This window comes from Vibrio sp. 1562 (genome assembly GCF_033340155.1).
GTDB lineage: Bacteria > Pseudomonadota > Gammaproteobacteria > Enterobacterales > Vibrionaceae > Vibrio > Vibrio alginolyticus.
This window is the reverse complement of record NZ_JAWOVY010000021.1, coordinates 59,331-85,414: the sequence shown is the minus strand read 5'-3', so window position 1 is coordinate 85,414 and position 26,084 is coordinate 59,331. Positions and strand designations below refer to the sequence as shown.

General features: G+C 44.2%; 22 protein-coding genes and 1 pseudogene. All 23 read left to right on the top strand.

What is annotated here, in order from left to right:
• Window positions 1-82: 82 nt before the first annotated feature.
• Window positions 83-1,846, top strand: a pseudogene (locus R7Z49_RS18830) (UvrD-helicase domain-containing protein); the annotation flags it as partial.
• Between the two features lie 487 nt (window positions 1,847-2,333).
• Window positions 2,334-4,343 carry an RNase E specificity factor CsrD gene (gene csrD, locus R7Z49_RS18825; protein ID WP_005381201.1) on the top strand — a complete coding sequence of 670 codons (2,010 nt, stop codon included), beginning with the start codon at window positions 2,334-2,336 and terminating at the stop codon, window positions 4,341-4,343.
• An 11-nt stretch (window positions 4,344-4,354) separates the two neighbouring features.
• Window positions 4,355-5,800: a hypothetical protein gene (locus R7Z49_RS18820; protein WP_005387799.1), complete on the top strand. Its 1,446-nt coding sequence runs from the start codon at window positions 4,355-4,357 to the stop codon at window positions 5,798-5,800.
• On the top strand, window positions 5,797-6,447 hold the full coding sequence (gene gspM / locus R7Z49_RS18815) for a type II secretion system protein GspM (protein WP_005381197.1): 651 nt from the start codon (window positions 5,797-5,799) through the stop codon (window positions 6,445-6,447). Before R7Z49_RS18820 ends, gspM begins: the two co-directional genes overlap by 4 nt.
• Entirely contained in the window at window positions 6,440-6,772 is a 333-nt protein-coding gene (locus tag R7Z49_RS18810) for a hypothetical protein (protein ID WP_005381196.1), read from the top strand. The genes gspM and R7Z49_RS18810 overlap by 8 nt, the downstream gene beginning before the upstream one ends.
• A gap of 20 nt (window positions 6,773-6,792) precedes the next feature.
• A complete protein-coding gene (gene mshL / locus R7Z49_RS18805; RefSeq protein WP_005388471.1) occupies window positions 6,793-8,433 on the top strand; it encodes a pilus (MSHA type) biogenesis protein MshL in 1,641 nt (546 codons plus the stop codon).
• A gap of 44 nt (window positions 8,434-8,477) precedes the next feature.
• Window positions 8,478-9,323, top strand: coding sequence for an ExeA family protein (locus R7Z49_RS18800; protein WP_186584631.1), 846 nt, complete (start codon window positions 8,478-8,480; stop codon window positions 9,321-9,323).
• Window positions 9,320-10,414: a tetratricopeptide repeat protein gene (locus R7Z49_RS18795; RefSeq protein WP_186584632.1), complete on the top strand. Its 1,095-nt coding sequence runs from the start codon at window positions 9,320-9,322 to the stop codon at window positions 10,412-10,414. Before R7Z49_RS18800 ends, R7Z49_RS18795 begins: the two co-directional genes overlap by 4 nt.
• Window positions 10,411-12,135 (top strand): GspE/PulE family protein, encoded by a 1,725-nt coding sequence (locus tag R7Z49_RS18790; RefSeq protein ID WP_005381188.1) that lies wholly within the window; start codon window positions 10,411-10,413, stop codon window positions 12,133-12,135. Before R7Z49_RS18795 ends, R7Z49_RS18790 begins: the two co-directional genes overlap by 4 nt.
• 8 nt (window positions 12,136-12,143) lie before the next feature.
• The gene (locus R7Z49_RS18785; RefSeq protein ID WP_318111919.1) at window positions 12,144-13,367 is read left to right on the top strand and encodes a type II secretion system F family protein; all 1,224 of its coding nucleotides are present in this window, start codon (window positions 12,144-12,146) and stop codon (window positions 13,365-13,367) included.
• A gap of 3 nt (window positions 13,368-13,370) precedes the next feature.
• A complete protein-coding gene (locus R7Z49_RS18780) occupies window positions 13,371-13,832 on the top strand; it encodes an MSHA biogenesis protein MshF (RefSeq protein ID WP_132937239.1) in 462 nt (153 codons plus the stop codon).
• 291 nt (window positions 13,833-14,123) lie between these two features.
• On the top strand, window positions 14,124-14,636 hold the full coding sequence (locus R7Z49_RS18775; protein WP_132937238.1) for a type II secretion system protein: 513 nt from the start codon (window positions 14,124-14,126) through the stop codon (window positions 14,634-14,636).
• 44 nt (window positions 14,637-14,680) lie between these two features.
• Entirely contained in the window at window positions 14,681-14,914 is a 234-nt protein-coding gene (locus R7Z49_RS18770) for an MSHA biogenesis protein MshA (RefSeq protein WP_132937237.1), read from the top strand.
• A gap of 115 nt (window positions 14,915-15,029) precedes the next feature.
• The gene (locus R7Z49_RS18765) at window positions 15,030-15,521 is read left to right on the top strand and encodes a type II secretion system protein (RefSeq protein ID WP_132937236.1); all 492 of its coding nucleotides are present in this window, start codon (window positions 15,030-15,032) and stop codon (window positions 15,519-15,521) included.
• Window positions 15,518-16,099, top strand: a complete 582-nt coding sequence (locus R7Z49_RS18760; protein WP_132937235.1) for a prepilin-type N-terminal cleavage/methylation domain-containing protein — start codon at window positions 15,518-15,520, stop codon at window positions 16,097-16,099. Before R7Z49_RS18765 ends, R7Z49_RS18760 begins: the two co-directional genes overlap by 4 nt.
• The gene (locus R7Z49_RS18755; RefSeq protein WP_104979757.1) at window positions 16,099-16,812 is read left to right on the top strand and encodes a PilW family protein; all 714 of its coding nucleotides are present in this window, start codon (window positions 16,099-16,101) and stop codon (window positions 16,810-16,812) included. Before R7Z49_RS18760 ends, R7Z49_RS18755 begins: the two co-directional genes overlap by 1 nt.
• Window positions 16,802-17,236, top strand: a complete 435-nt coding sequence (locus tag R7Z49_RS18750; RefSeq protein WP_186584633.1) for an MSHA biogenesis protein MshP — start codon at window positions 16,802-16,804, stop codon at window positions 17,234-17,236. The genes R7Z49_RS18755 and R7Z49_RS18750 overlap by 11 nt, the downstream gene beginning before the upstream one ends.
• An 8-nt stretch (window positions 17,237-17,244) precedes the next feature.
• Entirely contained in the window at window positions 17,245-21,300 is a 4,056-nt protein-coding gene (locus R7Z49_RS18745) for a DUF6701 domain-containing protein (protein WP_318111918.1), read from the top strand.
• Window positions 21,301-21,451: 151 nt separating this feature from the next.
• On the top strand, window positions 21,452-22,495 hold the full coding sequence (locus tag R7Z49_RS18740; protein WP_005381144.1) for a rod shape-determining protein: 1,044 nt from the start codon (window positions 21,452-21,454) through the stop codon (window positions 22,493-22,495).
• 150 nt (window positions 22,496-22,645) lie between these two features.
• Complete coding sequence (gene mreC / locus R7Z49_RS18735) at window positions 22,646-23,542, top strand: rod shape-determining protein MreC (RefSeq protein ID WP_005381142.1); 897 nt, start codon at window positions 22,646-22,648, stop codon at window positions 23,540-23,542.
• Entirely contained in the window at window positions 23,532-24,020 is a 489-nt protein-coding gene (mreD, locus tag R7Z49_RS18730; protein WP_005381141.1) for a rod shape-determining protein MreD, read from the top strand. The genes mreC and mreD overlap by 11 nt, the downstream gene beginning before the upstream one ends.
• A gap of 4 nt (window positions 24,021-24,024) precedes the next feature.
• Window positions 24,025-24,594, top strand: a complete 570-nt coding sequence (locus R7Z49_RS18725; RefSeq protein ID WP_005381139.1) for a Maf family protein — start codon at window positions 24,025-24,027, stop codon at window positions 24,592-24,594.
• 18 nt (window positions 24,595-24,612) lie between these two features.
• Window positions 24,613-26,082 carry a ribonuclease G gene (rng, locus tag R7Z49_RS18720; RefSeq protein WP_005381138.1) on the top strand — a complete coding sequence of 490 codons (1,470 nt, stop codon included), beginning with the start codon at window positions 24,613-24,615 and terminating at the stop codon, window positions 26,080-26,082.
• Window positions 26,083-26,084 lie beyond the last annotated feature (2 nt).

The following is a 26,084-nucleotide window of genomic DNA, read 5'->3' as shown; positions in this document are numbered from 1 at the left end:
GGCGCTGGACTAAACAAAGGCCCCCTTTTAGGGGGCTCACACAAAGCCACCTTCTTTAGAAGGTGGTAATTTACTTGCAGGGGCAGGTTCAGGAAAAACTCGGACACTCGTAAATGTGTTGCAAGCTGTTCGCGGTAATAATATTCAAGAGTTTGTGAGAAAGGGGCAGCGTGTCGCTGTAATCACATATACAAATGCAGCGTGTAATGAAATACAACATAGATTGGCTTATGACCCAATTTTTGCAGTATCTACTATTCATAGTTTTGTTTGGGAGTTGATTCAACCATTTACCCAAGATATTAAGGCGTGGTTAAGAGTAGAACTACAACGAGAAATTGATGATTTAGAATATAAGCTTAGTCGAGCTAGAGATCTCCAAGGTAAGACCGCATTACAAAATGCCAGACGAAAGAAATCAAAAGAGAAACGCCTTAGTCAATTAGATGATATTAAACAATTCACCTATAGCCCGATAACGCATAGGGTGGATTTGGGATCTCTCACTCATTCAGAAGTCATTAAAATAGCTACGTATTTCTTAATGAGTAGCACTCTTTTTAGAAGCGTATTAGTCAATAAGTTCCCAATATTATTGATCGATGAAAGCCAAGATACAGAGAAAGCATTGTTAGAGGCATTCATTTTTACTCAGAGTCTTAATGACAAGGTTTTTTCTTTAGGTCTTTTTGGTGACCTAATGCAACGAATCTATAGCGGAGGAAAAGAAGACCTTGGGCAACCTTTACCTGAGGGTTGGATGGCTCCTATAAAGGAGAGCAACTTTCGTAGTCCTAAGAGAATAGTGAGTCTGATAAACACTATTCGAAAAGATGGAGATGGTCATCAGCAGGTTCCTGATGACAATGCGGAAGAAGGTTTTATTAGGTTATTTATAGTTGAATCATCATGCTCTAAGAAGCCCGAAATAGAAGCATCTGTCCGAAACCGAATGAAAGAGTTAACTAATGATGCTGCGTGGACTCAAAGAGATGGTGTTAGGGTTTTGACATTAGAGCACGCTATGGCTGCTAGCAGAGGTCAATTTGATGCTTTTTTTACGCCATTATCTAAGGTCGATTCATTACGAGACCCTTTATTAAATGGCACTAGTGGAGTCTTTAAGTTTCTTAGCGACCAACTACTGGCCTTAAGTGATGCAGTGTTAGCTGAGAATAATTTTGCTGTAATGGCTATCTTAAAAAGACACTCGAAACTTGTATCTGCCAGTTACAATATAGAGTTCTCGAATGATCCTTTGTTGGTTCTAAAGCAAACTAATGATGCTGTAGATAGGCTCAAATCTCTGTTAATGGAAGAAGAGCCAAATATAAGGGATGTTTTGAAGTTTGTTCATGACAATTCCCTCTTAGTACTACCAGAGATCTTGAGTGCTCTTCTTGTCGAAGGTAAAGATGATGATGAAGAAGAAAAAGCACCACAAATTGCAGCTTGGGAACTCGCTATTCTAGCACCAATAAATCAGTTAAAGAGCTATTCACTCTATATCAACGAGAAACTTGGTTACGGAACACATCAGGGCGTTAAAGGGCTAGAGTTTGATAGAGTTATGGCAATCATTGATGATGAAGACGCGAATGGTTTCTTGTTTAGTTATGAAAAACTGTTTGGAGCGAAACCATTATCTAGTACAGATAGTCGTAATGAATCAACAGGAACAGAATCAGTATTGTCACGCACGAGAAGACTTCTGTATGTAATTTGTAGTCGTGCAGAGAAGAGTTTGGCCGTTGTGGCATATACACAAAACCCATCCATGGTAAAAAAAACAAGTATTGATGCTGGATGGTTTAGAGAAGATGAAATCGAGGAGTTTCTAGAGTAGCAGTACATACTTAGTAACCAGAAGACTTTTCTGTGACAATGAATGGCTAGTGAAACGTGTACTACTATACGGCTAAAATGTATCATTACATACAAGAAGCTTAATGTGTTTTTGTAAAGTTTCATTGCTTTTCGTGGATTTTTTTACGAAATTCTTTACGTTTTTTATGGTGTTTTGGTTTTATTCTTTGTTTAACAATGTCTTAAAGTACGGCTTTTCCTTCAAGGTAACCATAACCCTTTTAAATTCTGCTTATGCTTGAATCGAAAAGGCCGCGAATATCGCGGCCTTTTTTATTGTCGCAATCTAATGATTTCACAGGCTTCTCTTGGCAAGGTTAGGCGTAACAATAAAACTTATCAATGAGTGTGATTTTCTTTATGCTCCAGCCTCTCACTATCAGACTAATCCGATTGTTTGATGAACTCTTATCAAGTATAAATATTTCAATAAGGTATATGATGAATAAAAAAGGAATTTGGTATTCATGAGGTATACCCCAACTCTTAAGTTAAGCACACGGCTGGTGGCCTTTGTCACCATGATCGTTATCTGCGCCATGTTTATCTTGTTTGTCGGTGGCACCCTCTCTTTTAAACGTCTTGGGCAGGAATATCTCACCCATTATTTAGAAGGGATCGTAGAGGTGGTCGACAAGGAGATGGAAGATCCTGACGCCGCTTATTCTATGCAGCGCTGGATGCCGAAGATGCTGCAGGCTTCCAATATTGTCGAAATGACGTTGTCGACCAACAACGCCGTTGTTTATCGCTTCAAAGATACTTCTCATCAAATGGAAGCGTCAGTCTTGTTTGAGGCTGAGTACCAGTTGACTCACAATCAAGATTACACAATTCACTTTAAAGCAATTCCCCCTTACTTAGGTTACAGCTACTCAATGCAGGCGCTTTGGTCGATCACGCTTGCCGTTATATTGATCATCTTCTGCTTAATGCGCGGCGTGGCATGGCTTAAGGAACAATTAGAAGGCTCCGAAATGCTCGAAGAGCGAGGCAGAATGATCCTGGCTGGTAGGGTGGAGCAGTATGCCAAAGGTGACAAAAAAGAATGGCCTTACACCGCCAGTGAAGCGCTCGATGTATTAATCGAAGAGTTACAAGATGCGCGTCAAGAGCGAAGCCGATTTGATACCTTTATTCGAACTCAAACCTTCCTTGATAAGCTAACCGGTACCGCTAACCGAGTGTTATTTGATAGCAAGTTGGAATCGGCGTTACTAGAAAGCGGGGCTCGCGGCGCCGTGTTGCTAGTTCGTATTCAAGACTGGAAACTGGTTGAAGAAGAGCAAGATAAGCAAATTACGGATGAGTTTATTGTTGAAGTTGGGAGTTTATTGTCCAATTTAGTTCAACGATACCCAGATGTTGTATTTTCCCGTTATTACGATGCTGATTTTGCGCTTTTTCTACCGCACCAAAGTGCGAAAGATGTGGCTAACCTTGCCTCGCAATGCATTCGCCAGTTAGAAAAGTTAATGCCGCCAGAGCCACTTGATCCAGACAACTGGTGCCATATTGGCATCACCACTTATAAAGAAGGTGAGCGACACAGCCAAATCATTGATGAAGCCGAGACTGCTTTGCGTAGTGCGCAACTACAAAATAACAATAATTGGAGTCGCTTCAAAAAATGGAACCACGATGAAGAAGCTCGCGGAAGTGTGAGGTGGAGAACGTTATTTGACACAGCACTTACACCTGAAAGTGTGATACTCTACGCACAATCTGTGCACCCAATAAGTGACGCGACGCATAAAAAATCATTATATGAAGAGTTAACATGTCGGATTCGCGATCCTGAGAATGGGATTGTTAAAGCATCTCGGTTCATTTCTGCGATCAGACAGGTTGGTTATGAAGCGCAAATGGATAAGTCGGTTATTAATAAATTCTTAAGAGAGTTTAAGGATAATTTTGATAACTCAAGATCGTATGCGCTCAATTTGAATGTAACGCCATTTTCTAACCGAGAGTACTTTAAATGGTTTCGTGATGAACTCTTACAGTTGTCACGTGAGCAGAGAAAGTGTCTCAGTTTTGAGTTTGTTGAAGCACAATTTGTAAGACACTTAGACTTTATGCGACCAGTCGCTAAAATGCTGGCCGGTTTAGGGTGCCACTTAATGGTTGGGCAGGCTGGGCGTACCATCGTCAGCACTCACTATTTAAAAGAAGTGGACATTCGTTACCTTAAACTTCATCGCAGTTTAGTAGCAAAAATCGACCAACGACATGAAAACCAGCTATTTGTCCGCAGTATGCTAGGTGCGGCGGCAAACAGTAAAACTAAAATTATAGCAGTGGGAATTGAGAATCAGAACGAGCTCAACACATTAATTGAGCTCGGGGTTTATGGTGGGCAAGGGCGTTACTTTTCTGCGGAGCAGCAGTTTCTTCCTCGTCCCCAAGCGTTGCCGAATTCTCAATCAGAATCCCAAGTTAAATTGGGAAGACGAAATCGCTGGCGGAAAAAATAAAGATAATAATCATGGATTTCAAAGCACTATTCGACAAGCTTAAGCGATCATCTAGTGGTGATCGCTCCTGCTTTTTGGTTATTCAGCCAGACGCCGTTTATTTATCATCTTCAATCAAAAGTAGTCGTCCATACCAATTTGATATTTCTGAGTCCAATTGGGAAAAAGCCGTTGAGCAAGCATTGAGCGTTGCAGCGAGTGCGTATGATTCATTAACGGTTATTCTTTCTCATAACTATTACCAGATGTACCAAATCGACAAACCGGTCATGCCGCGTCAAGAATGGCCAGCCGCATTACCGTTTTTGTTGAAAGAACTGATCTCTGAGCGCGCCATCGACATTATTGCCGATGCGGTCGAGTTACCGAATTCAACCAAAGTGCAAGCATACGTCTTATCGCGAAAAATATTGGATAAGATTGTGTTACTGGCCAGTCGAGCCCAGTTACCATTAGAAGCCATTCTTCCTGAAGACGATATTTGGGGAGAGACTGCTGGTGAACTAGGAAACTTCCTATTATTACAACGCAGTGTGCGTGGTCATTTCCGTATAAGCGCTTTTGTCGAAAATACTATTGCGTTCCACCGCTCTATTCGCAGTGTGACGCCACCGTTAACGGGGGTTCCGTCTAGCGATTTACAGATGGACAGTCTGTCGTTAGAACTGCAACGTTCGATTGACTATCTTTCATCTCAGTTACGCCACGTGCAATTACACCAATTGAAAGTGTGCTGTGATGAAGAGGATGAGAGCGAGCTTGTTCAGGCTCTGAACTACCGTTTAAGTACTAAGGTTTCACCGTTATTACCACCAGAACATGAGCTATCAGGGCATGTTTTGGCTGACACTGCGGCTACTTCAAATACTCGACGCGTCAACTTATATCCCGATTACTTAAAACCGAAAAAAGAGCTCCTGACGCTAAAAAATATCGCGTTATCTTGGGGCGTTGCGGCGGCTGCAATTCTATTTTCTTACGGTTATGTCACTTGGCAGAGCAGCGGTTTGGAAGATGAGATTGCTATTGTAAAAAGTAAAGGCGATATCATGAAGTCAGAGCTTGAACGTTATCAAGTCAAGCTACGTAAACATCAACCTGACAATAATAAGCTGGCAGCTAAAGCCCGCTTAGAGCGTGAAGTCAAGGCGAAGCGAGACTCGCTTAAAGCTGTCGGGAAATACGATGACTCGCAACGCACGGGTTACTCTGGCGTGATGCAATCATTAGCGAAGCTAGGAAACCAAGAAATTTCTTTGTCCGAAATTCGAATCAATACCCATACCTTAGATCTGAAGGGACTAGCGAAAAAACCGAGCTCAGTGCCAAATTGGGTCAGCCAATTTAAAAATGAAATTAGCTTGGTTGGCCGAACGTTTGACGACGTCAAAATAGGTCGAAATGATAAGGATATTGTGACGTTTGAACTAAAAACGCGCGAGGATAAAGAGAAATGAACGAATTCTGGCTCTCATTAGAAGGGCGCTTTGGCGAAATGAGTACGCGTGAAAAAGTGCTCACCGCATTGTGCGGTTTAGTTGTCGTGATCATGTTGCTCTTTACGCTGGTATTGGAGCCAAAGCTTAACGAGATCATCAGTAATGAGAGGCAACTAAGTAATTTAAAGCAAGCCAATCAAAAGATTGAAATCGATACGCTACGTATTCAGGCGCAACTTAAGAAAGATCCAAATGCTGAGATTGATCGCGCGATATCTAATCTGTTAGCTGAGAGTCAGCATCTTTCGATGCAATTAGCGGAGATCATCGAGCATCTTATTACACCTTCGCAAATGGCTGAGCTGCTTGAAAATGTGTTGGAGCAGCAAAGTGGCATTCACCTTTTGTCTCTGCAAACCTTGCCATCTGAGCCAATAACGGAAGATAAAGAAGCATCGCAATACTCTGGTTACTACGTGCATCCTGTTCGTATGGAACTGACTGGTGACTATTTTTCTATTGCTAATTATCTGAATAAATTGGAGAGCCTTCCTGCGAGTTATTACTGGCGCAGCTTTAGTTATAAAGTCGAAGAGTACCCGAAAGCGAAGCTTGTGTTAGAAGTCTACACACTAGGATCTAGAGAGGAGTTTATTGGTGGTTAACAAACTCATCATCTCATTGCTTGTTATGGCAGCGGCAGGAACCGCTTGGGCAAACCAAGACCCAACGGCCCCACTTGGTTGGGAAAAACCAGCGGTTGAAACGTCAGCGAAACCAAAAGTTAAACGGTACCGACTGCCTAAGCTCAACAGTATTGTGTGTAAGCCAAGTACTGATTGTATCGCGATTATGGATAACAAACTTGTCGAAAAAGGCGAGCTATTTAAGGGTTATCGCGTCGCGAGCATTAATAGTGAATTTGTAACTTTAAAGCGTGGTAACCGTCAGTGGGACCTAGAGCTTTTTGATTTAAACGTAAAACAATAATAACCAGAGCCCGATCAGATATGCGCAAATTAGTTGTAGGAATAACGATTGCTTCTTTAATGGGATGTTCAATGGGTCATCGGAATCCAGTGGAAGTTAAAGAAGCGCTCAATGAATCGATCAATCAAGCGAACAGCCGCACATTGGAAGAAATCCCTTCTTCTGTTGAGGCAGACTTGATGCCAAATTTAGACTCGAACGTTGCATCAGAGCAAGGCACCTCGAAGCGTTTTCGTATTCAAGCGAATGCGGTCGATGCAAGAAGCTTTTTCGCCTCGTTGGTGAAAGGCACAGAGTACAGCGTGGCGATTCACCCGTCGGTACAAGGTAATATCACTGTCAACTTGTCAGATGTGACATTGGATGAAGTTCTGAATGTTGTACAGAATATGTATGGCTATGACGTGGTGAAGTCTGGCAAAGTTATTCAAATCTACCCAGCAGGTATGCGTACTGTGACCATTCCAGTCGATTACCTGCAGTTCAAGCGTTCTGGTCGCTCATTAACCAGTATTGTTACGGGCTCTGTAACCTCGGCTGGTACGTCTAATTCTGGTGGTAGCTCAGACAGTTCTGACTCGTCAGACTCTAACAATGGAAACAACAACGATAGCTCGACCACATCTACGGGTGGTACACGCATCGAAACCATCACTGAAAGTGACTTCTGGCCTATGCTGCAGCAAGCTGTTGCGAATCTAATTGGTTCAGGCAAAGGGCAAAGTGTGGTTGTAACGCCACAAGCGGGAGTTATTACGGTTCGAGCATTTCCAGATGATATTCGCGAAGTACGCGAGTTCTTAGGTGTATCGCAGGAGCGCATGCAGCGCCAGGTCATTCTTGAAGCTAAAATCCTAGAAGTGACGTTGAATGATGGCTACCAACAAGGCATCAACTGGTCAAACTTATCGGCGTCAATTGGTAACTCGGGTAGTATCGTAGTCAACCGCCCTGCGTCGACATTACCACCATTGGATGCGATTGGCACGCTATTGGGCGGTCAAACTAACGTGACTATTTCGGATGGTAACTTCAATGCAGTGTTGAGCTTCATGTCTACGCAAGGTGACTTGAACGTCCTTTCGAGCCCTCGTATTACCGCTGCCAACAACCAAAAATCTGTCATTAAAGTGGGTACCGATGAGTACTTTGTTACCGAGCTATCGAGCAATGCAGGCAACGGTGAAAACTCAAATGCAGTTCCTGAAGTGGAACTGACGCCATTCTTCTCGGGTATTTCCCTCGATGTGACTCCGCAAATTGATAACAAAGGCAATGTGTTCCTGCATGTTCACCCCGCAGTTATTGAAGTCACGGAAGAAGTGAAGCAATTGAACTTGGGCGGAGATTTCCAAAACATCCAACTGCCATTAGCGAAAAGCTCTATTCGTGAATCAGACTCGGTTATTCGTGCTAAAGATGGCGATGTTGTGGTTATCGGCGGTTTGATGAAACAGCAAAATCGTGAGCTTGTTTCTAAAGTCCCATTTTTGGGCGATGTACCAGCACTGGGGCATTTGTTCCGCAACGTGAATAACGTAACTGAGAAAACAGAATTGGTCATCTTGCTAAAACCGACCGTAGTTGGCGTGAACTCTTGGCAGAAAGAGCTAGAGCGCTCTCGTGATCTGCTGCAAGAGTGGTTCCCAGATGCGCAATAAGCGCTGGGAAAGGTTCTGTTTTTCAATAGGTTTGTGATTCGAGTATGTACTTGTCACACTTTGGATTCCGAGTTCAGCCTTTTTCGTTAACCCCAAATACAGAAATGTTCTTGGGGTTAGCCCCTCACTATGAGGCGATCCAAACCATCCTAGCTGCCGTGCAAATGGGAGAAGGGGTGATTAAGGTGACGGGAGAAGTCGGCACTGGAAAAACCATGGTATGCCGTAAGCTGATCGAGCAGATTGAATCTGAAGTTGAGCTTATTTACTTACCCAATCCAGTGTTGAATGGGGAACAGTTGCAGTTTGCTGTCGCCAGAGAGTTGGGTATCGAGAACGATGATCCGCTGCGTATCGTTTCCCTCATTCAAGAGCACTTGATTCAAGTACATGCCTTGGGAAAGAAAACCGTCTTGATCGTTGATGAAGCGCAAGCTCTTTCCCCACAAGCTTTAGAAACATTGCGTCTATTTGGCAACCTAGAAACGGAACAAGATAAGCTCATTCAATTGGTGTTATTCGGACAACCAGAGTTGGATGAAAGATTGGCTAACCATGATCTAAGGCAATTTCGTCAACGCATTACGTTTAGTTGCCAGTTCCGTCCTCTCTCTATCGATGAAGGCGTGGCTTACATCAATAATCGTTTAGATAAAGCAGGCAATGGGGCACACATTTTTTCTATTGAACAGAAAAAAGCGATTTGGCGTTCATCCATGGGGATTCCGCGCTTGATAAACCAAATTAGCCACAAGTCGTTGCTTGCTGCATTTAATGATCGTTGCACACTATTGAAAAATCATCATGTTTACGCCGCTATGCACGATACGTTTGATGCCCGTAAACCTAAGTTTAAAACACCCGTATTTTGGGGATGGAGTCAACCTTGAGTGCCATCAATAAAGCATTATCAGAACTTGCTGAAAAAACATCGCCGTCAGAGCTTACTCGTGCAGAGATTCCAAGTGTCTCACGCAGTAAACCTTGGCTTTGGCTTGTCGCCGGTTTTTCGTTAAGCCTTGCGGTTGGCAGTTGGGCGGTCTCTCGCGGTCCTGTCCCTTCAGGCGAGCTATCACAGTTTCAAACCGACGCTATGCCACTGTCGTCTGTGAATGTCTCACCAATTGTTTCATCGGAGCGCACTCACTCACCAACGAGTAAAATGACGCCCGATACAACTCAAGTGGTTTACACCAAACCAGCCACACAGCCGGTTGCGCAACAGCCTCACATGCAAGAGACTGATAGGTTCACGCCAAGATCTGAGATAAATATCGCCTCTGATGATGCAGTTTTACTCGCGCAGTTAGCAACGATGCCGAGCGAGGAGCAATACGATCACGTAACCCACACAACATCAGAAAACAGTTCAATGCGCATTGAGCAGGTTGAGCTTACTCACCGCCAATTATCTCTTAAAGCGGTTAGCCGAGCGGAAAAAGCACTGGATGCTAACGATATGCAAACGGCGTTATCGGCTTATGCCGAGGCGTTGCGTTATGAGCCAATGAATGCAGACACGCGTCAAAAGTTATCAGCGTTGTACTTTGGTAAAGGTGACACGCGTAAAGCATATGAGATTATTCAAGAAGGCATCAACCTAGATACGAACAACCAAGTACTCCGCTTGGCCTTGTCTAAGTTGTTAGTGAAAGCTAATCAACCTGAAGCGGCGCTGAGCCCGCTTGTTCATTTGCCTCCAGTACCAAGTCGAGATTACTTGGCGATGCGTGCGGCATTGGCACAAAAACACAAGCAAAATGACATTGCGCTTGAGAGCTATCAACTCCTCACTCAGCGTGAGCCGGAAAACGCGCGCTGGTGGTTAGGTTTGGCTATTCAACAAGAGCGCGCCCTGGCTTTTACTGCCGCGATTAACTCTTACAACCAAGCTCTGGGTAAAGTTGGCATTTCGAATCAATCGCAAGCATTTATCCGTGACCGTTTGAGCATCTTGAAAGAGTTGGAGAGCGCACAATGAAAATTCAGTTGAGAAAACGCTTGGGCGATCTTCTGGTTGAGGAAGGTATCGTCTCTGAAGAACAAATCCAGCAAGCACTAAACGCACAACGCAGTACCGGGCAGAAGCTAGGGGATGCGTTAATTGACCTTGGCTTTATTACCGAAAAGCAAATGTTGGACTTCTTGTCTCAGCAGCTTGGTTTGCCACTGATCGATCTTGGTCGTGCGCCTGTGGATGCCGAAGCCGTGCAGATTCTACCTGAGGTACACGCACGTCGCTTACGTGCGATGGTCGTTGCTCGAAATGGGGACACACTGCGCGTTGCTATGAGTGACCCTGCGGACTTGTTCATCCAAGAATCATTGATGAACTTGTTGGGCCAATACAACCTTGAGTTCATTGTTGCTTCAGAGCGTCAGCTTATTTCAAGCTTTGACCGTTATTACCGCCGTACTAAAGAGATAGCCTCCTTTGCTGAACAGCTGCATGAAGAGCATAAAGATGTACAAAGCTTTGATTACGGTATTGATGAAGCCGATAGTGAAGAGGTTACCGTTGTAAAGCTGGTTAATTCCATGTTTGAAGATGCGGTACAGGTTGGAGCTTCGGATATTCATATTGAGCCAGACGATCAAGTATTGCGTTTGCGCCAGCGAATTGATGGCGTATTGCATGAAACGCTCTTAAATGAAGTGAATATTGCATCGGCTTTGGTTCTTCGACTGAAGTTGATGGCACACCTAGATATTTCTGAAAAGCGCTTGCCGCAAGATGGCCGATTCAATATCAAAGTTCGTGGCCAATCAATTGATATTCGTATGTCGACGTTACCAACGCAGTACGGAGAATCTGTAGTAATGCGCCTGCTTAACCAGTCCGCTGGTTTGCGTCCGTTAGAAGAGTCGGGCTTGCCGCCAGACTTGCTTGCTCGCTTACGTCGACAGTTGGCGCGTCCGCATGGCATGATTTTGGTTACCGGGCCGACAGGTTCCGGTAAAACCACCACGCTTTACGGCGCATTGAGTGAGCTCAACGAACCTGGGAAAAAGATCATTACAGCAGAGGACCCGGTTGAATATCGTCTGCCTCGCATCACTCAGGTACAGGTTAACAGTAAGATCGATCTAACTTTCTCGCGTGTCCTTAGAACCTTTTTACGTCAAGACCCAGACATAATTCTTGTTGGTGAGATGCGTGATCAAGAGACAGTAGAAATTGGTCTGCGAGCTGCACTAACGGGTCACTTAGTATTGAGTACTCTCCACACCAACGATGCTGTCGACAGTGCGTTACGTATGATCGATATGGGTGCGCCGGGTTACTTGGTTGCTAGTGCAGTCAGAGCCGTGGTGGCGCAGCGTCTCGTGCGCCGAGTTTGCCCAGATTGTAAAACAGAAGACCACTTAGATGAGTCTCGCCAGCAGTGGTTAGCTGGGCGTTTCCCAAATCAAGTTAGCACCATTTTTTATAAAGGCGCAGGTTGCCAAAACTGTAACTTGACTGGTTATCGAGGCCGAATCGGTGTGTTTGAAATGCTCGAACTTGAGCAAGAGATGATGGATAAATTGCGCGCCAATGATGCGGTTGGCTTTGCGCAAGCCGCGCGCCGCTCAGAAAACTATAAGCCACTGCTTGCTTCTGCAATGGAACTGGCGCTACAAGGCACCGTCAGTTTGGATGAAGTGATGACCCTAGGTGAGGGCGATGCTTCTGGTAAGACTGATCCCATTTTCATATAGGTAAGTGAATGCCAACTTTTCGTTATCAAGGCCGCACGTTAGACGGCTCATCCACTAACGGCAAAATCGAAGCAGTGAACTCAGAAGCTGCGGCGGAAGCATTGATGAATAAAGGGGTCATCCCGCTCAATGTACGTTTAGAGAAAGAGTCGGCAAAAAGCCAAGTGAGCTTATCTAAGCTGTTTGTGCCTGCTATTCCGTTGGAAGTAATTATTCTTTTCTCTCGCCAGTTGTTTAGTTTGACTAAAGCTGGCGTACCTTTGCTGCGCTCTATGCGTGGCTTGTTGCAAAATTGCGAAAACAAACAGCTCAAAGAGGCGCTAGAAGATGTCGTTTCTGAACTGAGTAATGGCCGAGGTTTGTCTTCTGCGATGCAGCAACACAGCAAAGTATTCAGCCCACTATTTGTTTCTATGATCAACGTCGGTGAGAATACGGGTCGGCTTGACCAAGCGCTATTGCAACTGGCGAATTACTACGAACAGGAACTTGAGACTCGCAAACGCATTAAAGCGGCGATGCGTTATCCGACGTTTGTCATTATCTTTATCACCATCGCCATGTTTGTATTGAATATCTTGGTGATCCCTGAGTTTGCATCGATGTTCACGCGCTTTGGGGTTGAGCTACCATTGCCGACGCGTATTTTGATCGCGACTTCTAATTTCTTTGTTAATTATTGGGTGTTGCTGGTTGTAGCAATGATTGGCGCGTTTACTGTATTCAGAGCGTGGGTGGCGATGGCTGATGGTCGGGAGAAGTTCGATAAGTTTCGGCTTCGGCTGCCAATTGTAGGCGATATCGTTAATCGTGCGCAGCTTTCTCGTTTTGCCAGAACCTTTTCGTTGATGCTGAAATCAGGTGTGCCACTTAACCAGTCTTTGGCTTTGGCCGGGGAAGCATTAGGGAACCGTTTTTTAGAAAACCGAATTCTTGAGATGAAGTCCGCAATTGAAGCGGGTAGCACCATTTCAGTGACGGCCATCAACAGTAAAATATTTACCCCATTGGTGATTCAGATGATTGCAGTAGGTGAAGAAACTGGTCGTATTGATGAGTTGCTGCTGGAGGTGTCGGACTTTTACGATCGAGAAGTTGATTACGATCTAAAAACACTGACCGCAAGAATAGAACCATTACTTTTGGTGATTGTCGCAGGCATGGTCATGGTGCTGGCATTGGGTATCTTCCTACCAATGTGGGGAATGCTCGACATTATCAAAGGCGGCTAATGCGTGGTTGAAAATCAAAGCCGAGCAACGCTTATTGTGTTTGGGGTTATTGCTACGATTATGGCGGTGGGTTTGGCGGTCAAATTACGTCCTGTGACCGAGCAAGCACAAGTAACTGGAGCGAAGTTAGCGAGAGTTTGGATGCAAGATAGTGTTCAGCGTTATCGTCAAGCTTGGCTAGTACAAGGCGAGCCAGAACATATGCTGATGGATGGTTTTAACCTTACTATGACTGAGGACGGGTTAGTGTCTCCCTTTACTCAGCAAGGTGTATTAGATTGTGGTTATTGGCTAGCGGTGCATTACCCCCAACGTAAAATAATGACCAACAAGTTAATAGATATCAGTGGAGTCATCAAAACTGATCGTTATGTCTGTCAATACACTTATGAAAATGGTCAGTCGATTGTAGTTATTTCAACAGCTAATCAACTGAAAATAGACGTCGAAATGTCGGCGGAGTGAATTTTTTGACACCTAATCACTATAATTGGTATTGAAAGTCGGTATAATGCAATCATTACCATAAGTAAGAAGCTGTAATAGAGGGTAAACAATAATGTGTTTTTCTCATTGCAGCATGAACTGAATAATGGCGAATCGTCATTCTGCTCAAGCGGTAGATACAGTATCCACTTCACGGTCAGTTTTAGTGAACGTTGCTGCCCCAAACCGTTTTGACAATATCCAAAATGGTCGCGTGACCTAAACAAAACTTTGCAGTTGTACTGCATGCTTACATAGAGAGAGTAAACAATGAAAAGACAAGGTGGTTTCACCCTTATCGAATTGGTAGTGGTAATTGTAATCCTAGGTATTCTAGCGGTCACTGCAGCACCACGTTTCCTTAACCTGCAGGACGATGCTCGCAAAGCAGTTAACCAGGGCCTGAAAGGCGCAATGGATGGCGCTGCGGGTATTGTTTACGGCAAAGCAGCGGTTGAAGGGAAAGAAACCAAAACAGCTGCAGATACCAAAGTTGAAGACATTACGATTTATTTGGGTTACCCAACAGCAAATGAGGCTGGTATCGGTAAAGCGGTACAGGGCCTTAGTGATACAAATGACTGGACGTTGATTAAAACAGAAACGCGTACAGCTCAAGCTGGCACTACAGATGGAGTTCCAGGTAAAGTCACTTACGCATCAGAAAGTGGTGTGGACCAGTGTGTTCAGTATGCTGAAGCATATAAAAATAAAGATGGCGATGTTTTGCCAGCTAAAGCATCATTAGTGACTGAATGTACTAAAGTTGCATCTGGCTCATAGAGTTTAGGGGCGAAAGCCCCTTTTAATTTTTTAGGGACTGAGCAGTGAAAAGCATCAGAGGATTAAGCACTACTGAATTTATCGTGCTGCTGACTTTTCTCGCCGTCGCTGGCTACGTGCTATTGCCTCGGTATATCAGTTTTGGACCAGAAACATACGAAGCAAAATGGGAGCAAACCAAGCAAACCGCGGAGCACGTTTCTGAGACGCTAAGCAATAAAGAAACTTACGATCGAATTGAAGAAGAGATTAGTCGTTCAAAGGGGAGAAATAACTAGACATTGGCTATTTGTTCGTCTGTTCACATTTCGAATCGAAAAATTATAAACCTATCATTAATCTCATAATTTCATCGTATACTTATCTCGCTTGTTCTAAGCCTAAGGTTGGGTTATGAAAATTCGCAGCTCTGCATTAGGGTTTACGTTAATGGAGTTAATCCTCGTGATTGTTCTCCTCTCTATCCTTTCACTTTTTGCAGCCAGCCGTTTTATGGGCTCTGGCAGTTTCTCTGCATATGCATTACAAGAACGCGTGATTTCTGTTATTCGCCAAGTGCAGGTGAATCGTATGCAGTCGAATTTTGAAAAAAAAACTGATAATAACTTTCGTTTACAAGTTTCTAGCTCATGCATTGGTTCAGTTGCTGCCTGCACACTAACAGGCAGTGCACAAGATGCTCGTAGTGACGTAGTTATTGATAAATCCGCAAAGTTTTCACTGACCAATGCCGTAACTAATCCAATCGAGTTTAATTTGTTGGGTAATCCTATAAATTCTGCGAGTGGTGGAGTTTCAATCCTGATTGAAGATAAACATGGTCGAAGCCGCTGCCAAGTTGAAATTAATACTCAAGGTTATGTTTCAAAAGGTACATGCTCATGAAGAAATCTAGTGGCATTACGTTAATAGAAATGATCATCGCGATTGTTTTAATGGGCATTGCGATGGTGGCGTTTACTTCTTTTCTTGTCCCTCAAATTCGAGACTCAGCTATACCTCATTATCAAACTCGTGCCGCTGCATTAGGCCAAGGTTTTATGTCTCAGATATTGTCGCGAGGCTTCGATGAAAACAGCGACTTTGATGGTGGCACCGTTCGGTGTGGTGAGAATGGAGTGAGCTGCACTGACGTAAATAAATTAGGTGCGGATAAAAAACTAGACGGTTCCTTGGAAACAACGCCTAGTGATTTCAATGATGTCGATGACTATATCGGGTGTTGGAGCACATCTACAACGGCTTCTCAGTGTGATGGTGTCCCTAGAGGGAATATTAGTGATGTACTTGGTGCGGACAGTACTGAGCAGTACAAAAACTTTAGATTAGAAATTAGCGTTGCCTATGATGATCTGACGGATAAAGCTCCCGATGAAATAACCGAATACAAAAAAGTAACATTAAGGATTTTTGCGGGGAACACGCAGCCCCTTACTTTAACAGCTATTAAGGGGAACTACTGATGAAAGATCGTGGTTTCACCTTAATGGAAATGATAGTTACGATTGTGGTCGGCAGCTTCATCATGTTGGGGATAGCTGGGTATGTCCAGTTAGGAATGAAAGGTTACGCTGATACTATCGATCGCCAACGAATACAAACACAGGCTCAGTTTGTTTTAGAAAAGATGACCCGAGAAATCCGCCATGCTGTACCTAATAGTTTTCATGTGCCAAAAGGAACAACTAATTGTCTAGAGTTTGTGCCGATTGAATATTCTGGTTTTTACACGTTTAAGAATAATGATTTAGAGTTTTTGCTAGGTAATGACTCAACGCTTAATCCTATTCCTGCGAATCGCAGGATGGTGATAAATCCGAGCCGATATGAAGATTTACAATCAACTTCTTCGCGAAATATAGCCATTGGTGGTTTAGCTAAAACAGGTAAGGTTTTTGTTGTTAGTGGGGGGGCAAGTACGATTACGGGATCCTCTGTTTCTAGCCGTCTTTATATTTATCAAGAGAAGTCGGAGGTTCGCTACTGTTTTGATACCAAGCGAGTTACGCGAAATGGTATTACGGTTGCGGATAGTGTCGATTCGTCCGTAAGTGGTATGCGTTATCTAGAGCCAACTCTGCAACGAGGTGGTTTAGTTCATATCAATTTAGAGTTTGAGCAGGATGGTGAACGTAGTGTGTATCAACAAGATGTGCAGGTGCTCAATGTCCCATAGAAGAAACTCCAGCGGAAATGTACTAATCATCGTGTTGTTCGTCATTATTGTAATGGGATATTTGGCTTCCTCTTTAATGAAAGTGACATGGTCGAATCAAAGCGGATTAACAAGAGAGTTTTTGGGAACAAAAGCTTGGTTTGTTGCTCAGTCTGCAAATGAGTGGGCATTGACAAGGTTATATCCCATCAATGGTACGAGTGATAGCGTCGCGACAATCTGCACAAATACGGTAAGCGGTGCAATGCCTAATGTCACACAAGGGACCGGATGTAGGCTTAGCCCAATGAGTTGTGTAGATTTAGGCACTTTAAACTTAGGAACACCAGCAGCAGAGTCACTATTTAGGGTGCAAGCTACGGCCGTTTGTGGCTCGGGCTTATCGCAAGTTGAGCGCCAGCAAGAGATTTGGGTTCGGGAGTAATAACAAGAATGAAAAAACTGATTTGCTTAGCCTTGATATGTATGATGAGTACGGCGAACGTTCTCGCTAAGGTTCACGATATTACGCCAAGTTGGGACTGGGTGAGGTGGGTCCCTGAAGGTGCAAGCGATTTGTGTGATAACGGTAGTTACCAAGATCGATTTAATTTTTTTGTTAGGCCTACAACCTACGTATGCCCGAACGGACTCACGTTGAATAACGGCGATACTATTGTGTCTGATAGTAAAATGACGATTCGTGTACGAGGTACTATTCAACTCGCTGGCAACAACCAGATCGGTAAATCTAATGCTCATATTGACCTTATTAACGAGACCAGCGATGTTATCGGAGATAACGGTGGCTATGATATTTATGGTGATATTGAGTCGCACGGTAAAATTCAACTTAAGAACCGATCGCATGTTTATGGTTCGATCTTGTCCACGCATGGGGAGGTTATTCTTTCTCAAGCGGTTATTGAAGGAAATGTTACGAGTAAAACGAGCACGATAAAAACCGAACAAAGCGACAATATCATTCGCGGTAACGTTGAAGCTGCTGGAACGGTTACGTTGAAGCAAACCCATGTCGAAGGTAGCGTGACAAGTATCGGTGGTGAGGTGAAAACTGAGCAAAGCGGGAATGAAATTCAAGGTGATATTTCTGCATCAAGCCGGGTTACATTAAATGAAACAAAAGTTACGGGTGACGTTACCAGTAAGGGCTTAGAGGTTATTTTAGAAGCCAATAACCAAGTACACGGAAATATTCTCGCTCTACATAAAGTCGATATTAAAAACTCATTGGTTTGTGGCCGGGTAGAATCAACAGGTAGCGAAGTATCGTTGACTAACTCTAAACTCGATCAAAATCGAGGTGTTTATACTCTTAGTGAAGCGATTCAGTCCCACGGGAAAGCCACAGTAAAAAGCTCGACCGTCTGTGGTTCTGTTAACTCAAAATCACATTCTTACGAGTACAATGATAGTGACATTTATTGTGGTGTAGATGATCCCAACTGTCAGCCCCCCCAGACCGGAGAGTGCCCAATAGAGGCTGTAGCCTCACTTTGTCCTGAATTAGTTCCTGTTATTCCGCCAACACAGCAATGTTCACTATTACCAGAAGAAAACTTCAATTCAGGTTCATTGTCAAACTGGTCGGTGATGGGCTTTGGTACCAGTGACGAGCCCCATATCTCTGATGGACGTTTCATCTTAAACTCAAATAAACCAGAGCAGGCAACAGCCTCTGCATATAACTATATTTTTCCGTCAGATCAGAACTATTTAGAGATTGATTTTGATCACAATGCATATGGTGGGAATGGTGCTGACGGTGTTGCGCTGGTGATTTCTGATGCGAGTGTCCCTCCTCAAACCGGGGCATTTGGTGGTCCGCTTGGTTACGGGATGAAGCTTCTAAAGAATCACTACCCTGAAGTCTCCAAAGATGTAGAAGGCTTTGCTGGTGGTTGGCTAGGTATTGGTATTGATGAGTTTGGTAACTACATTCGTGAAGGGAGCGAGAAAATCGTTTCAAATAGTGTTGCTGATAATGTTGGGGTGCGTGGACAGGGCGTCCAAGATGCGAATGGTAAGTGGTTGAAAGGTTATCCGTATATCACTGGCAAAAAATACAGCAGCTCGTTGGATAATCGAAAAGGTAAAGAGAAACTGCATCGTTATAAAGTAGTTTTAAATTCGCGTAACACCGATACGATAACGCTGGCTGTATTTCGAAAAGTTGGAAAAAATGGCGGATGGGATCCTGTTATCGAAGAGTTTAACGTTTTGGAAAAAGGTGGTTTTAACTATATTCCAGATAACTTCCGTCTGTCGGTAACGGCATCCACAGGTATGCTTACCAATACGCATGATATTGATAACTTCCGAGTCTGTGCGGACAAGTACTCGCGATTAACAGATGGTATTCATCATTTCGAGTTTGACTACTCAGGCTCAGGCAGTACGTGTCAGGCTTCTGATGTGACACTTAGAGCTTGTATGAATGAAAGTTGTTCTGAGCAATATCCTAGAGATGCATACGATGATGGCAGCTTAACGCCTCTCTCTGTCACTTTACTTCCATCTACTGGCAATAATGTTGCCAACTGGGTTGGTGGTACAAATGTACAGTTTGAGAATGAAACTCAGCTTGAGCTGCAAGGTTCAAGAGCTGGCGATATTACTTTGGGTATCGATCAAAGTTCCGTACCACAGTTTGGCTTTGAAGGGGCACGATGTCGAATTAATGGCGGGCCACTATCTGCTAACAACTGTAATGTAACCTTCGCTTCAAATGTGCTTGCGGTGAATGTTAATGATGTAGTTGCTAGTCGCGAAACTACGGGGGAGGACTACCTATCGTTTTGTTCAACTCGAACTGAAGACGGCGGAGAATCTCGCGGTGTTAATATGTCGATTGATTATGAAGTGGCACCGATCGATAGCTCTCAACCTGTCGTGATTTCTTACAAGAAAAAAGTGAAAGATCAGGCTGTGGAATGGAGTTCAAATGTCGAGCTAACCAGAGCTAATAAATACCTGCCTAATGTTTATTTTGATGATGAAGGCAAGGCATTCTTTAAGTTGAGATACTCTGAAGCTGGAAAGGTCAAACTTAAAGCCAGTGTTGAAGGTGTTGATGACTCGGATGGATTCGGCAGCTTCGTTAGTTTTCCTTCAAAACTGAAAGTTACTTCAAAGAGTGGTGATAAGAGCGGAGAGTGCACCAACAGTGAAAATGGCTGTTCTTCGGGGTTTGTTGCTGCTGGTGAAGTTTTTGAGTTAACCATCTCGGCATTGCAAGATGATGATACGGTTGCTGAGAACTATCAAGAGAAGACTATTACGGTTAGTAATAAAGTGAAGTACCCGTCTAATGGTTCATTAGCCAAACTTCTAAATGAGAAGCTACCAGAATCAAGTAAATGGTCTCGTGGTAGTGTGACGTTTGATCAATCGGTTTCAGAAGTCGGTGTTTTCGAGCTTATTGCTGAGGCACCAGTTGCTAAAGATGAAAATGGCGATGATATTGGCACATCTCTATATCTTGGTAGTAATGCATTTAAAATAGCCGATGGTAAGTTAACCATTGGGCGCTTCTATCCGGATTACTTTAAAGTCACCGGGACAGAGTGGACCTACCCTGATAATCAGAATCAATCTGTATATATGGGACAGAATTTTGAATCGGTTAAGTTTGAAGTCACAGCATATAACGCTAACGGTTACACAACTCAAAATTATGGTGGTTTTGCCAATTCTTTAAAAGCAGATTTGTATTTGGCTGGTGGTTACTCAGATAGACTTAGCATTTTGGATTCCGATTTGACTAGTGATAACTGGTCGGGAGCTGTGTGGAGCAAAACTTGGGATAACTCAGTTTATTGGCGTAAAGATTTATCTTTGCCGAGTCCCGATGGTCCATTTAATTCAAAACTACCGGCAGACAAGGATAGTTCCATCGAAACGTCTATTTCGCTTTCACTTAATAATAATGGAACTAAAGTATCTGGCTATGTTGATCCTACGATGTTCTTAAAAGAAGGGCAAAATAGCACTGAAGATAGAATGGTTTCGCAACAGCTACTATCGCAACCTGATGTCAGGTTTGGTCGCATAGCTCTGGATGATGTGGGAGTGAATCAGGGTAAATCTGTTAATATCCCCCTTAGAGTGGAGTATTGGAGAGATACCCGATTCGTTTTAAACAGTAAGGATAACGGGACAACAGTGTCCCCAACTCTAAAAAGCCAGGAGCCAGTTTGGCCTGATGATGGCTCCGACTGCGACATTTTACTTGAAGGCGTCAGAACGACGGTTAACGATGGTGCCATGCGTGAACTTATTGCTAAGCAAGAGCGCGCAGACTGTGGACGTCAACAAGCTGAAGTTTGGCTTAATCTCGACCCTAGTGGTAACAACCTCCCTTGGCTCAAATACGACTGGGACAATGATGGCTCCGAAGAAAACCCATCCTCCGTCGTCACCTTTGGTATTCATCGAGGTAACGATCGCGTGATTTACCGTGGTGAGCCAGGGTTAACCGGACAGTAACAACTTAGGTTTTTGCCCTTAAGTTAGGAAACTGCAAGAAACTGAGGCTTTCTGCTCATGTTTGTGTACCAATACCTTGCTGTGACAGCGAGGCATTGGTACATTTAGAGCAATTTTTGTCTTCTATATTTTTGCAGGATGAGCGAAGAGTATGTTTAAGAAACTTCGTGGCATGTTTTCTAACGATCTATCTATCGATTTAGGTACAGCCAACACTCTAATTTACGTAAAAGGGCAAGGAATTGTCCTTGATGAACCTTCTGTAGTTGCTATTCGTCAAGATCGTGTAGGTTCTGCAAAAAGCGTTGCTGCAGTCGGTCACGCAGCAAAACAGATGCTTGGTCGTACACCTGGCAACATTTCCGCTATTCGCCCAATGAAAGACGGCGTAATCGCTGACTTCTACGTAACCGAAAAAATGCTTCAGCACTTTATCAAGCAAGTGCACGATAACAGCATCCTAAAGCCAAGCCCACGTGTTCTTGTTTGTGTTCCTTGTGGTTCTACCCAAGTTGAGCGTCGCGCAATTCGTGAATCAGCACTTGGTGCTGGTGCGCGTGAAGTTTACCTAATCGACGAGCCAATGGCGGCGGCAATTGGTGCTGGTTTACGCGTATCTGAGCCGACAGGTTCAATGGTGGTCGATATCGGTGGTGGTACAACTGAAGTTGCCGTTATCTCTCTAAACGGTGTGGTTTACTCATCGTCTGTACGTATCGGTGGTGACCGCTTTGATGAAGCTGTGATCAACTACGTACGTCGTAACTACGGCAGCTTGATTGGTGAAGCAACGGCTGAAAAGATCAAACACGAAATCGGTTCTGCTTACCCTGGTGATGAAGTTCAAGAGATTGAAGTTCGCGGTCGTAACCTTGCAGAGGGTGTGCCACGCAGCTTTAGCTTGAACTCAAACGAGATCCTAGAAGCGCTTCAAGAGCCGCTATCTGGCATCGTATCAGCAGTCATGGTTGCACTAGAACAGTGTCCACCAGAGCTTGCTTCAGACATTTCTGAAAACGGTATGGTACTAACCGGTGGTGGTGCACTACTTAAAGACCTAGACCGTCTACTAATGGAAGAAACTGGTATTCCTGTGGTTATCGCGGAAGATCCACTAACGTGTGTTGCGCGTGGTGGCGGTAAAGCACTAGAAATGATCGACATGCACGGTGGCGATCTGTTCTCTGAAGAATAAAGGTTTAGGTGAAGCTCATGTCGGGCTTCACCTTCATTTCTGCTCTCTCTGTAATTCAAACATGCTCCATACCTAAAAGTATTTAGTTAAGTATTTTTAGGTTGCCAAGTAAGGCTCAATAATCATGGAAGCAATCAGGTCAAAAACAAGATGAAACCGATTTTCGGCAGAGGTCCGTCTCTGCAATTACGTCTGTTTTTTGCTGTCATCGTGTCGGCGAGCTTAATGCTGGCCGATAGTCGTCTAGATACGTTTTCCAACGTTCGATACCTACTAAACAGTATGGTTGCACCGATTCAGTACGCAGCGAATTTACCTCGTAGTATGTTCGATGGCGTATTTGAACGTTTTAATTCTCATCAGGCATTGGTTGAAGGCAATCGCAGCTTAAAGCGAGAAGTGCTACGCCTGAAAAGCGAGCTTATCTTGCTCGACCAGTATAAAGAAGAAAACCAACGCTTACGTAAGTTGTTAGGATCTTCATTTGTCCGTGATGAAAAGAAAGTCGTGACAGAAGTAATGGCGGTTGATACTTCACCTTATCGTCATCAAGTGGTGATCGATAAAGGCCGTATTGATGGTGTTTACGTTGGTCAGCCTGTTATCAATGAGAAAGGCATCGTTGGTCAGGTCACGTTTGTCGCAGCGCACAACGCACGTGTTCTGCTGCTAACGGACGCGAAAAATGCAATTCCTGTCCAGGTGATCCGCAATGATATCCGAGTGATCGCATCGGGCAATGGTGAAATGGATGAAATCCAACTGGAGCACATTCCAACCAGCACAGATATTCAGGTTGGTGATTTATTGGTGACATCCGGTTTAGGTGGTATTTACCCTGAAGGATATCCAGTCGCGACGGTTACCAATGTGGATCACGATACGCGTCAAGAGTTCGCCTCAATCAAGGCTGAGCCGGTTGTGGAATTTGATCGCTTACGCTACCTACTGCTGATTTGGCCGAATGAAGACCGTCAACACAAAGTACTACGGTCCAATGTAGATGAAGGGTTAGAGCAAGAACAAGAGGTAACCGATGGCCAATAATGTATTGAGTAGCCGAATGGTGATTGGTGTCAGTTTCTTCGTTGCGCTGGTACTGCAAACCATTCCATGGCCAGGTGTGTTAGATGTGTTACGTCCGTCATGGTTGTTCCTTGTCACGTGTTATTGGGTGTTGGCACTACCGCACCGAGTGAACGTCGGAACTGCGCTAGTGTTGGGCTTATTGTGGGATATCTTGATCGGCTCAACGCTTGGAATTCGTGGCATGATGATGTCGATCGTTATCTACCTTGTGGCGCTGAATTTCCTGTTGATTCGCAACATGGCATTGTGGCAACAGTCGATTTTAATTGCCTTTTTTACTGCGTTATTGGAAGTTTTGATATTCTGTGGGGAATATTTGAACCAGGACGTAGTATTTAATCCATTATCTCTGTGGACGGCGGCAATAAACTGTATACTTTGGCCATGGATGTTTTTATTAATGCGACGAGTTCGTCGTGCATGGCACGTAAGGTAAAGCGGTGAAGAAAAGCTTATCTCTCGTTCTCGCATCGGGTTCTCCGAGAAGAAAAGAGCTGCTTGCTCAACTGGGTTATGATTTTGAGATCGTATTGCCTGATATTGAGGAAGCCAAACAGGCTCATGAGCAAGCACGAGATTACGTGTTGCGTCTTTCTTTGGAAAAAGCTCAGGCAGGCTTAGCGTTGGCTAAGCCTGATTCCGTTGTATTGGGCTCTGATACGGTCGTAGTATGCGATGACCGTGTGCTAGAAAAACCAAAAAGTTTTGAAGATTCAAAGCGTATGCTTACTGACTTATCCGGTCGTCGTCATCAAGTGATGACTGCGGTGAGCGTTGTATCATCGGAACAACAACATTCAGTGGTCGTTACCACTGACGTGTGGTTCAAACCACTGACTCACGAAGAAATCGAACAATATTGGCAGTCAGGAGAGCCATGCGATAAAGCTGGAAGTTATGGTATTCAGGGACTCGGAGGGCGATTTGTCACCCGAATCGAAGGCAGTTATCACGCTGTAGTAGGCTTACCTTTGTTCGAAACCGATCAGCTAATTCAAGAATTTTTATAATTGTTTTGAGGTGTGCACATGAGTGCAGAATTGCTGCTTAACGTGACCCCGAGTGAAACTCGTGTGGCCATGATTGAAGGTGGAGTACTACAAGAAATACATATCGAGCGCGAATCGCGTCGCGGTATTGTGGGCAATATATACAAAGGCAAAGTAAGTCGAGTGTTACCAGGTATGCAGGCGGCTTTCGTCGACATTGGTTTAGATAAAGCGGCGTTTTTACATGCGTCAGATATTGTTCCTCATACCGAATGTGTGGCAGAAAACGAAAAACAGCAGTTTCAAGTCCGTGATATCTCTGAACTGGTACGCCAGGGACAAGACATTGTTGTGCAAGTGGTCAAAGATCCGCTCGGCACGAAAGGTGCGCGTTTAACGACGGATATCACCTTACCTTCGCGTTATCTTGTTTTTATGCCGGGGGCCAGCCATGTCGGTGTTTCGCAGCGTATTGAAAGTGAAAAAGAGCGCGAGCGTTTGAAAAAGGTGGTGAACCATTACTGCGATGAGCACGGTGGTTTTATCATTCGTACCGCGGCAGAAGGCGCTGATGAAAAAGAGCTCTCTCAAGATGCGGCATTTTTAAAGCGTTTGTGGTTAAAAGTCATGGAGCGTCGCTCAAAATACAAAACGCGTTCAACACTTTACGGTGAACTCGGCTTAGCTCAACGCATTCTGCGTGACTTTGTTGGCACAGAGCTCGATAAGATCATGGTCGACTCCCGCCTTGAATATGAAAACCTGAAAGAATTCACTTCTGAGTATGTACCGGAGTTAACAGATAAGCTTGAGCTTTACGAAGGTGACAAGCCAATCTTTGACATGTACGACACCGAAAACGAAATTCAGCGTTCTTTAGAGCGCAAGGTCGAGCTAAAATCGGGCGGCTATTTGATCATCGATCAAACCGAAGCCATGACCACCATCGATATCAACACGGGTGCATTTGTTGGTCGTCGTAATCTCGAAGAGACTATCTTCAATACCAATATAGAGGCAACGCAAGCTATTGCGCGTCAGCTACGTTTACGTAACCTCGGCGGTATCATCATTATTGATTTTATCGATATGGCATCCGAAGAGCATCGTCAGCGAGTACTTACCTCACTGGAAACGGCGCTGGCGAAAGACCGAGTAAAAACCAACATCAACGGCTTTACCCAGCTTGGCTTAGTTGAAATGACGCGTAAGCGCACGCGAGAAAGTATTGAACATATCTTGTGTTCTGGCTGTCCTACTTGTGAAGGCCGTGGCAGCGTGAAAACGGTCGAAACCGTATGCTTTGAGATATTACGCGAGATTACTCGTGTGAACCGTGCTTACGACGCCGATAATTTTGTCGTGTACGCATCGCCGTTTGTTGCTGAAGCGCTATTGGGCGATGAGTCTCATGCGTTGGCTGAGCTCGAAGTATTTATTGGCAAGCAAGTGCGAGTTCAGGCTGAACCCCTGTACATTCAGGAACAGTTTGACGTCGTAATGATGTAATT

Excerpts from the sequence above, each read along its gene's own strand:
- csrD (WP_005381201.1), top strand. The coding sequence starts at position 2,334 with ATGAGGTATACCCCAACTCTTAAGTTAAGCACACGGCTGGTGGCCTTT.
- R7Z49_RS18820 (WP_005387799.1), top strand. The coding sequence starts at position 4,355 with ATGGATTTCAAAGCACTATTCGACAAGCTTAAGCGATCATCTAGTGGT.
- gspM (WP_005381197.1), top strand. The coding sequence starts at position 5,797 with ATGAACGAATTCTGGCTCTCATTAGAAGGGCGCTTTGGCGAAATGAGT.
- mshL (WP_005388471.1), top strand. The coding sequence starts at position 6,793 with ATGCGCAAATTAGTTGTAGGAATAACGATTGCTTCTTTAATGGGATGT.
- R7Z49_RS18800 (WP_186584631.1), top strand. The coding sequence starts at position 8,478 with ATGTACTTGTCACACTTTGGATTCCGAGTTCAGCCTTTTTCGTTAACC.
- R7Z49_RS18790 (WP_005381188.1), top strand. The coding sequence starts at position 10,411 with ATGAAAATTCAGTTGAGAAAACGCTTGGGCGATCTTCTGGTTGAGGAA.
- R7Z49_RS18785 (WP_318111919.1), top strand. The coding sequence starts at position 12,144 with ATGCCAACTTTTCGTTATCAAGGCCGCACGTTAGACGGCTCATCCACT.
- R7Z49_RS18775 (WP_132937238.1), top strand. The coding sequence starts at position 14,124 with ATGAAAAGACAAGGTGGTTTCACCCTTATCGAATTGGTAGTGGTAATT.
- R7Z49_RS18765 (WP_132937236.1), top strand. The coding sequence starts at position 15,030 with ATGAAAATTCGCAGCTCTGCATTAGGGTTTACGTTAATGGAGTTAATC.
- R7Z49_RS18760 (WP_132937235.1), top strand. The coding sequence starts at position 15,518 with ATGAAGAAATCTAGTGGCATTACGTTAATAGAAATGATCATCGCGATT.
- R7Z49_RS18755 (WP_104979757.1), top strand. The coding sequence starts at position 16,099 with ATGAAAGATCGTGGTTTCACCTTAATGGAAATGATAGTTACGATTGTG.
- R7Z49_RS18750 (WP_186584633.1), top strand. The coding sequence starts at position 16,802 with ATGTCCCATAGAAGAAACTCCAGCGGAAATGTACTAATCATCGTGTTG.
- R7Z49_RS18745 (WP_318111918.1), top strand. The coding sequence starts at position 17,245 with ATGAAAAAACTGATTTGCTTAGCCTTGATATGTATGATGAGTACGGCG.
- R7Z49_RS18740 (WP_005381144.1), top strand. The coding sequence starts at position 21,452 with ATGTTTAAGAAACTTCGTGGCATGTTTTCTAACGATCTATCTATCGAT.
- mreC (WP_005381142.1), top strand. The coding sequence starts at position 22,646 with ATGAAACCGATTTTCGGCAGAGGTCCGTCTCTGCAATTACGTCTGTTT.
- mreD (WP_005381141.1), top strand. The coding sequence starts at position 23,532 with ATGGCCAATAATGTATTGAGTAGCCGAATGGTGATTGGTGTCAGTTTC.
- rng (WP_005381138.1), top strand. The coding sequence starts at position 24,613 with ATGAGTGCAGAATTGCTGCTTAACGTGACCCCGAGTGAAACTCGTGTG.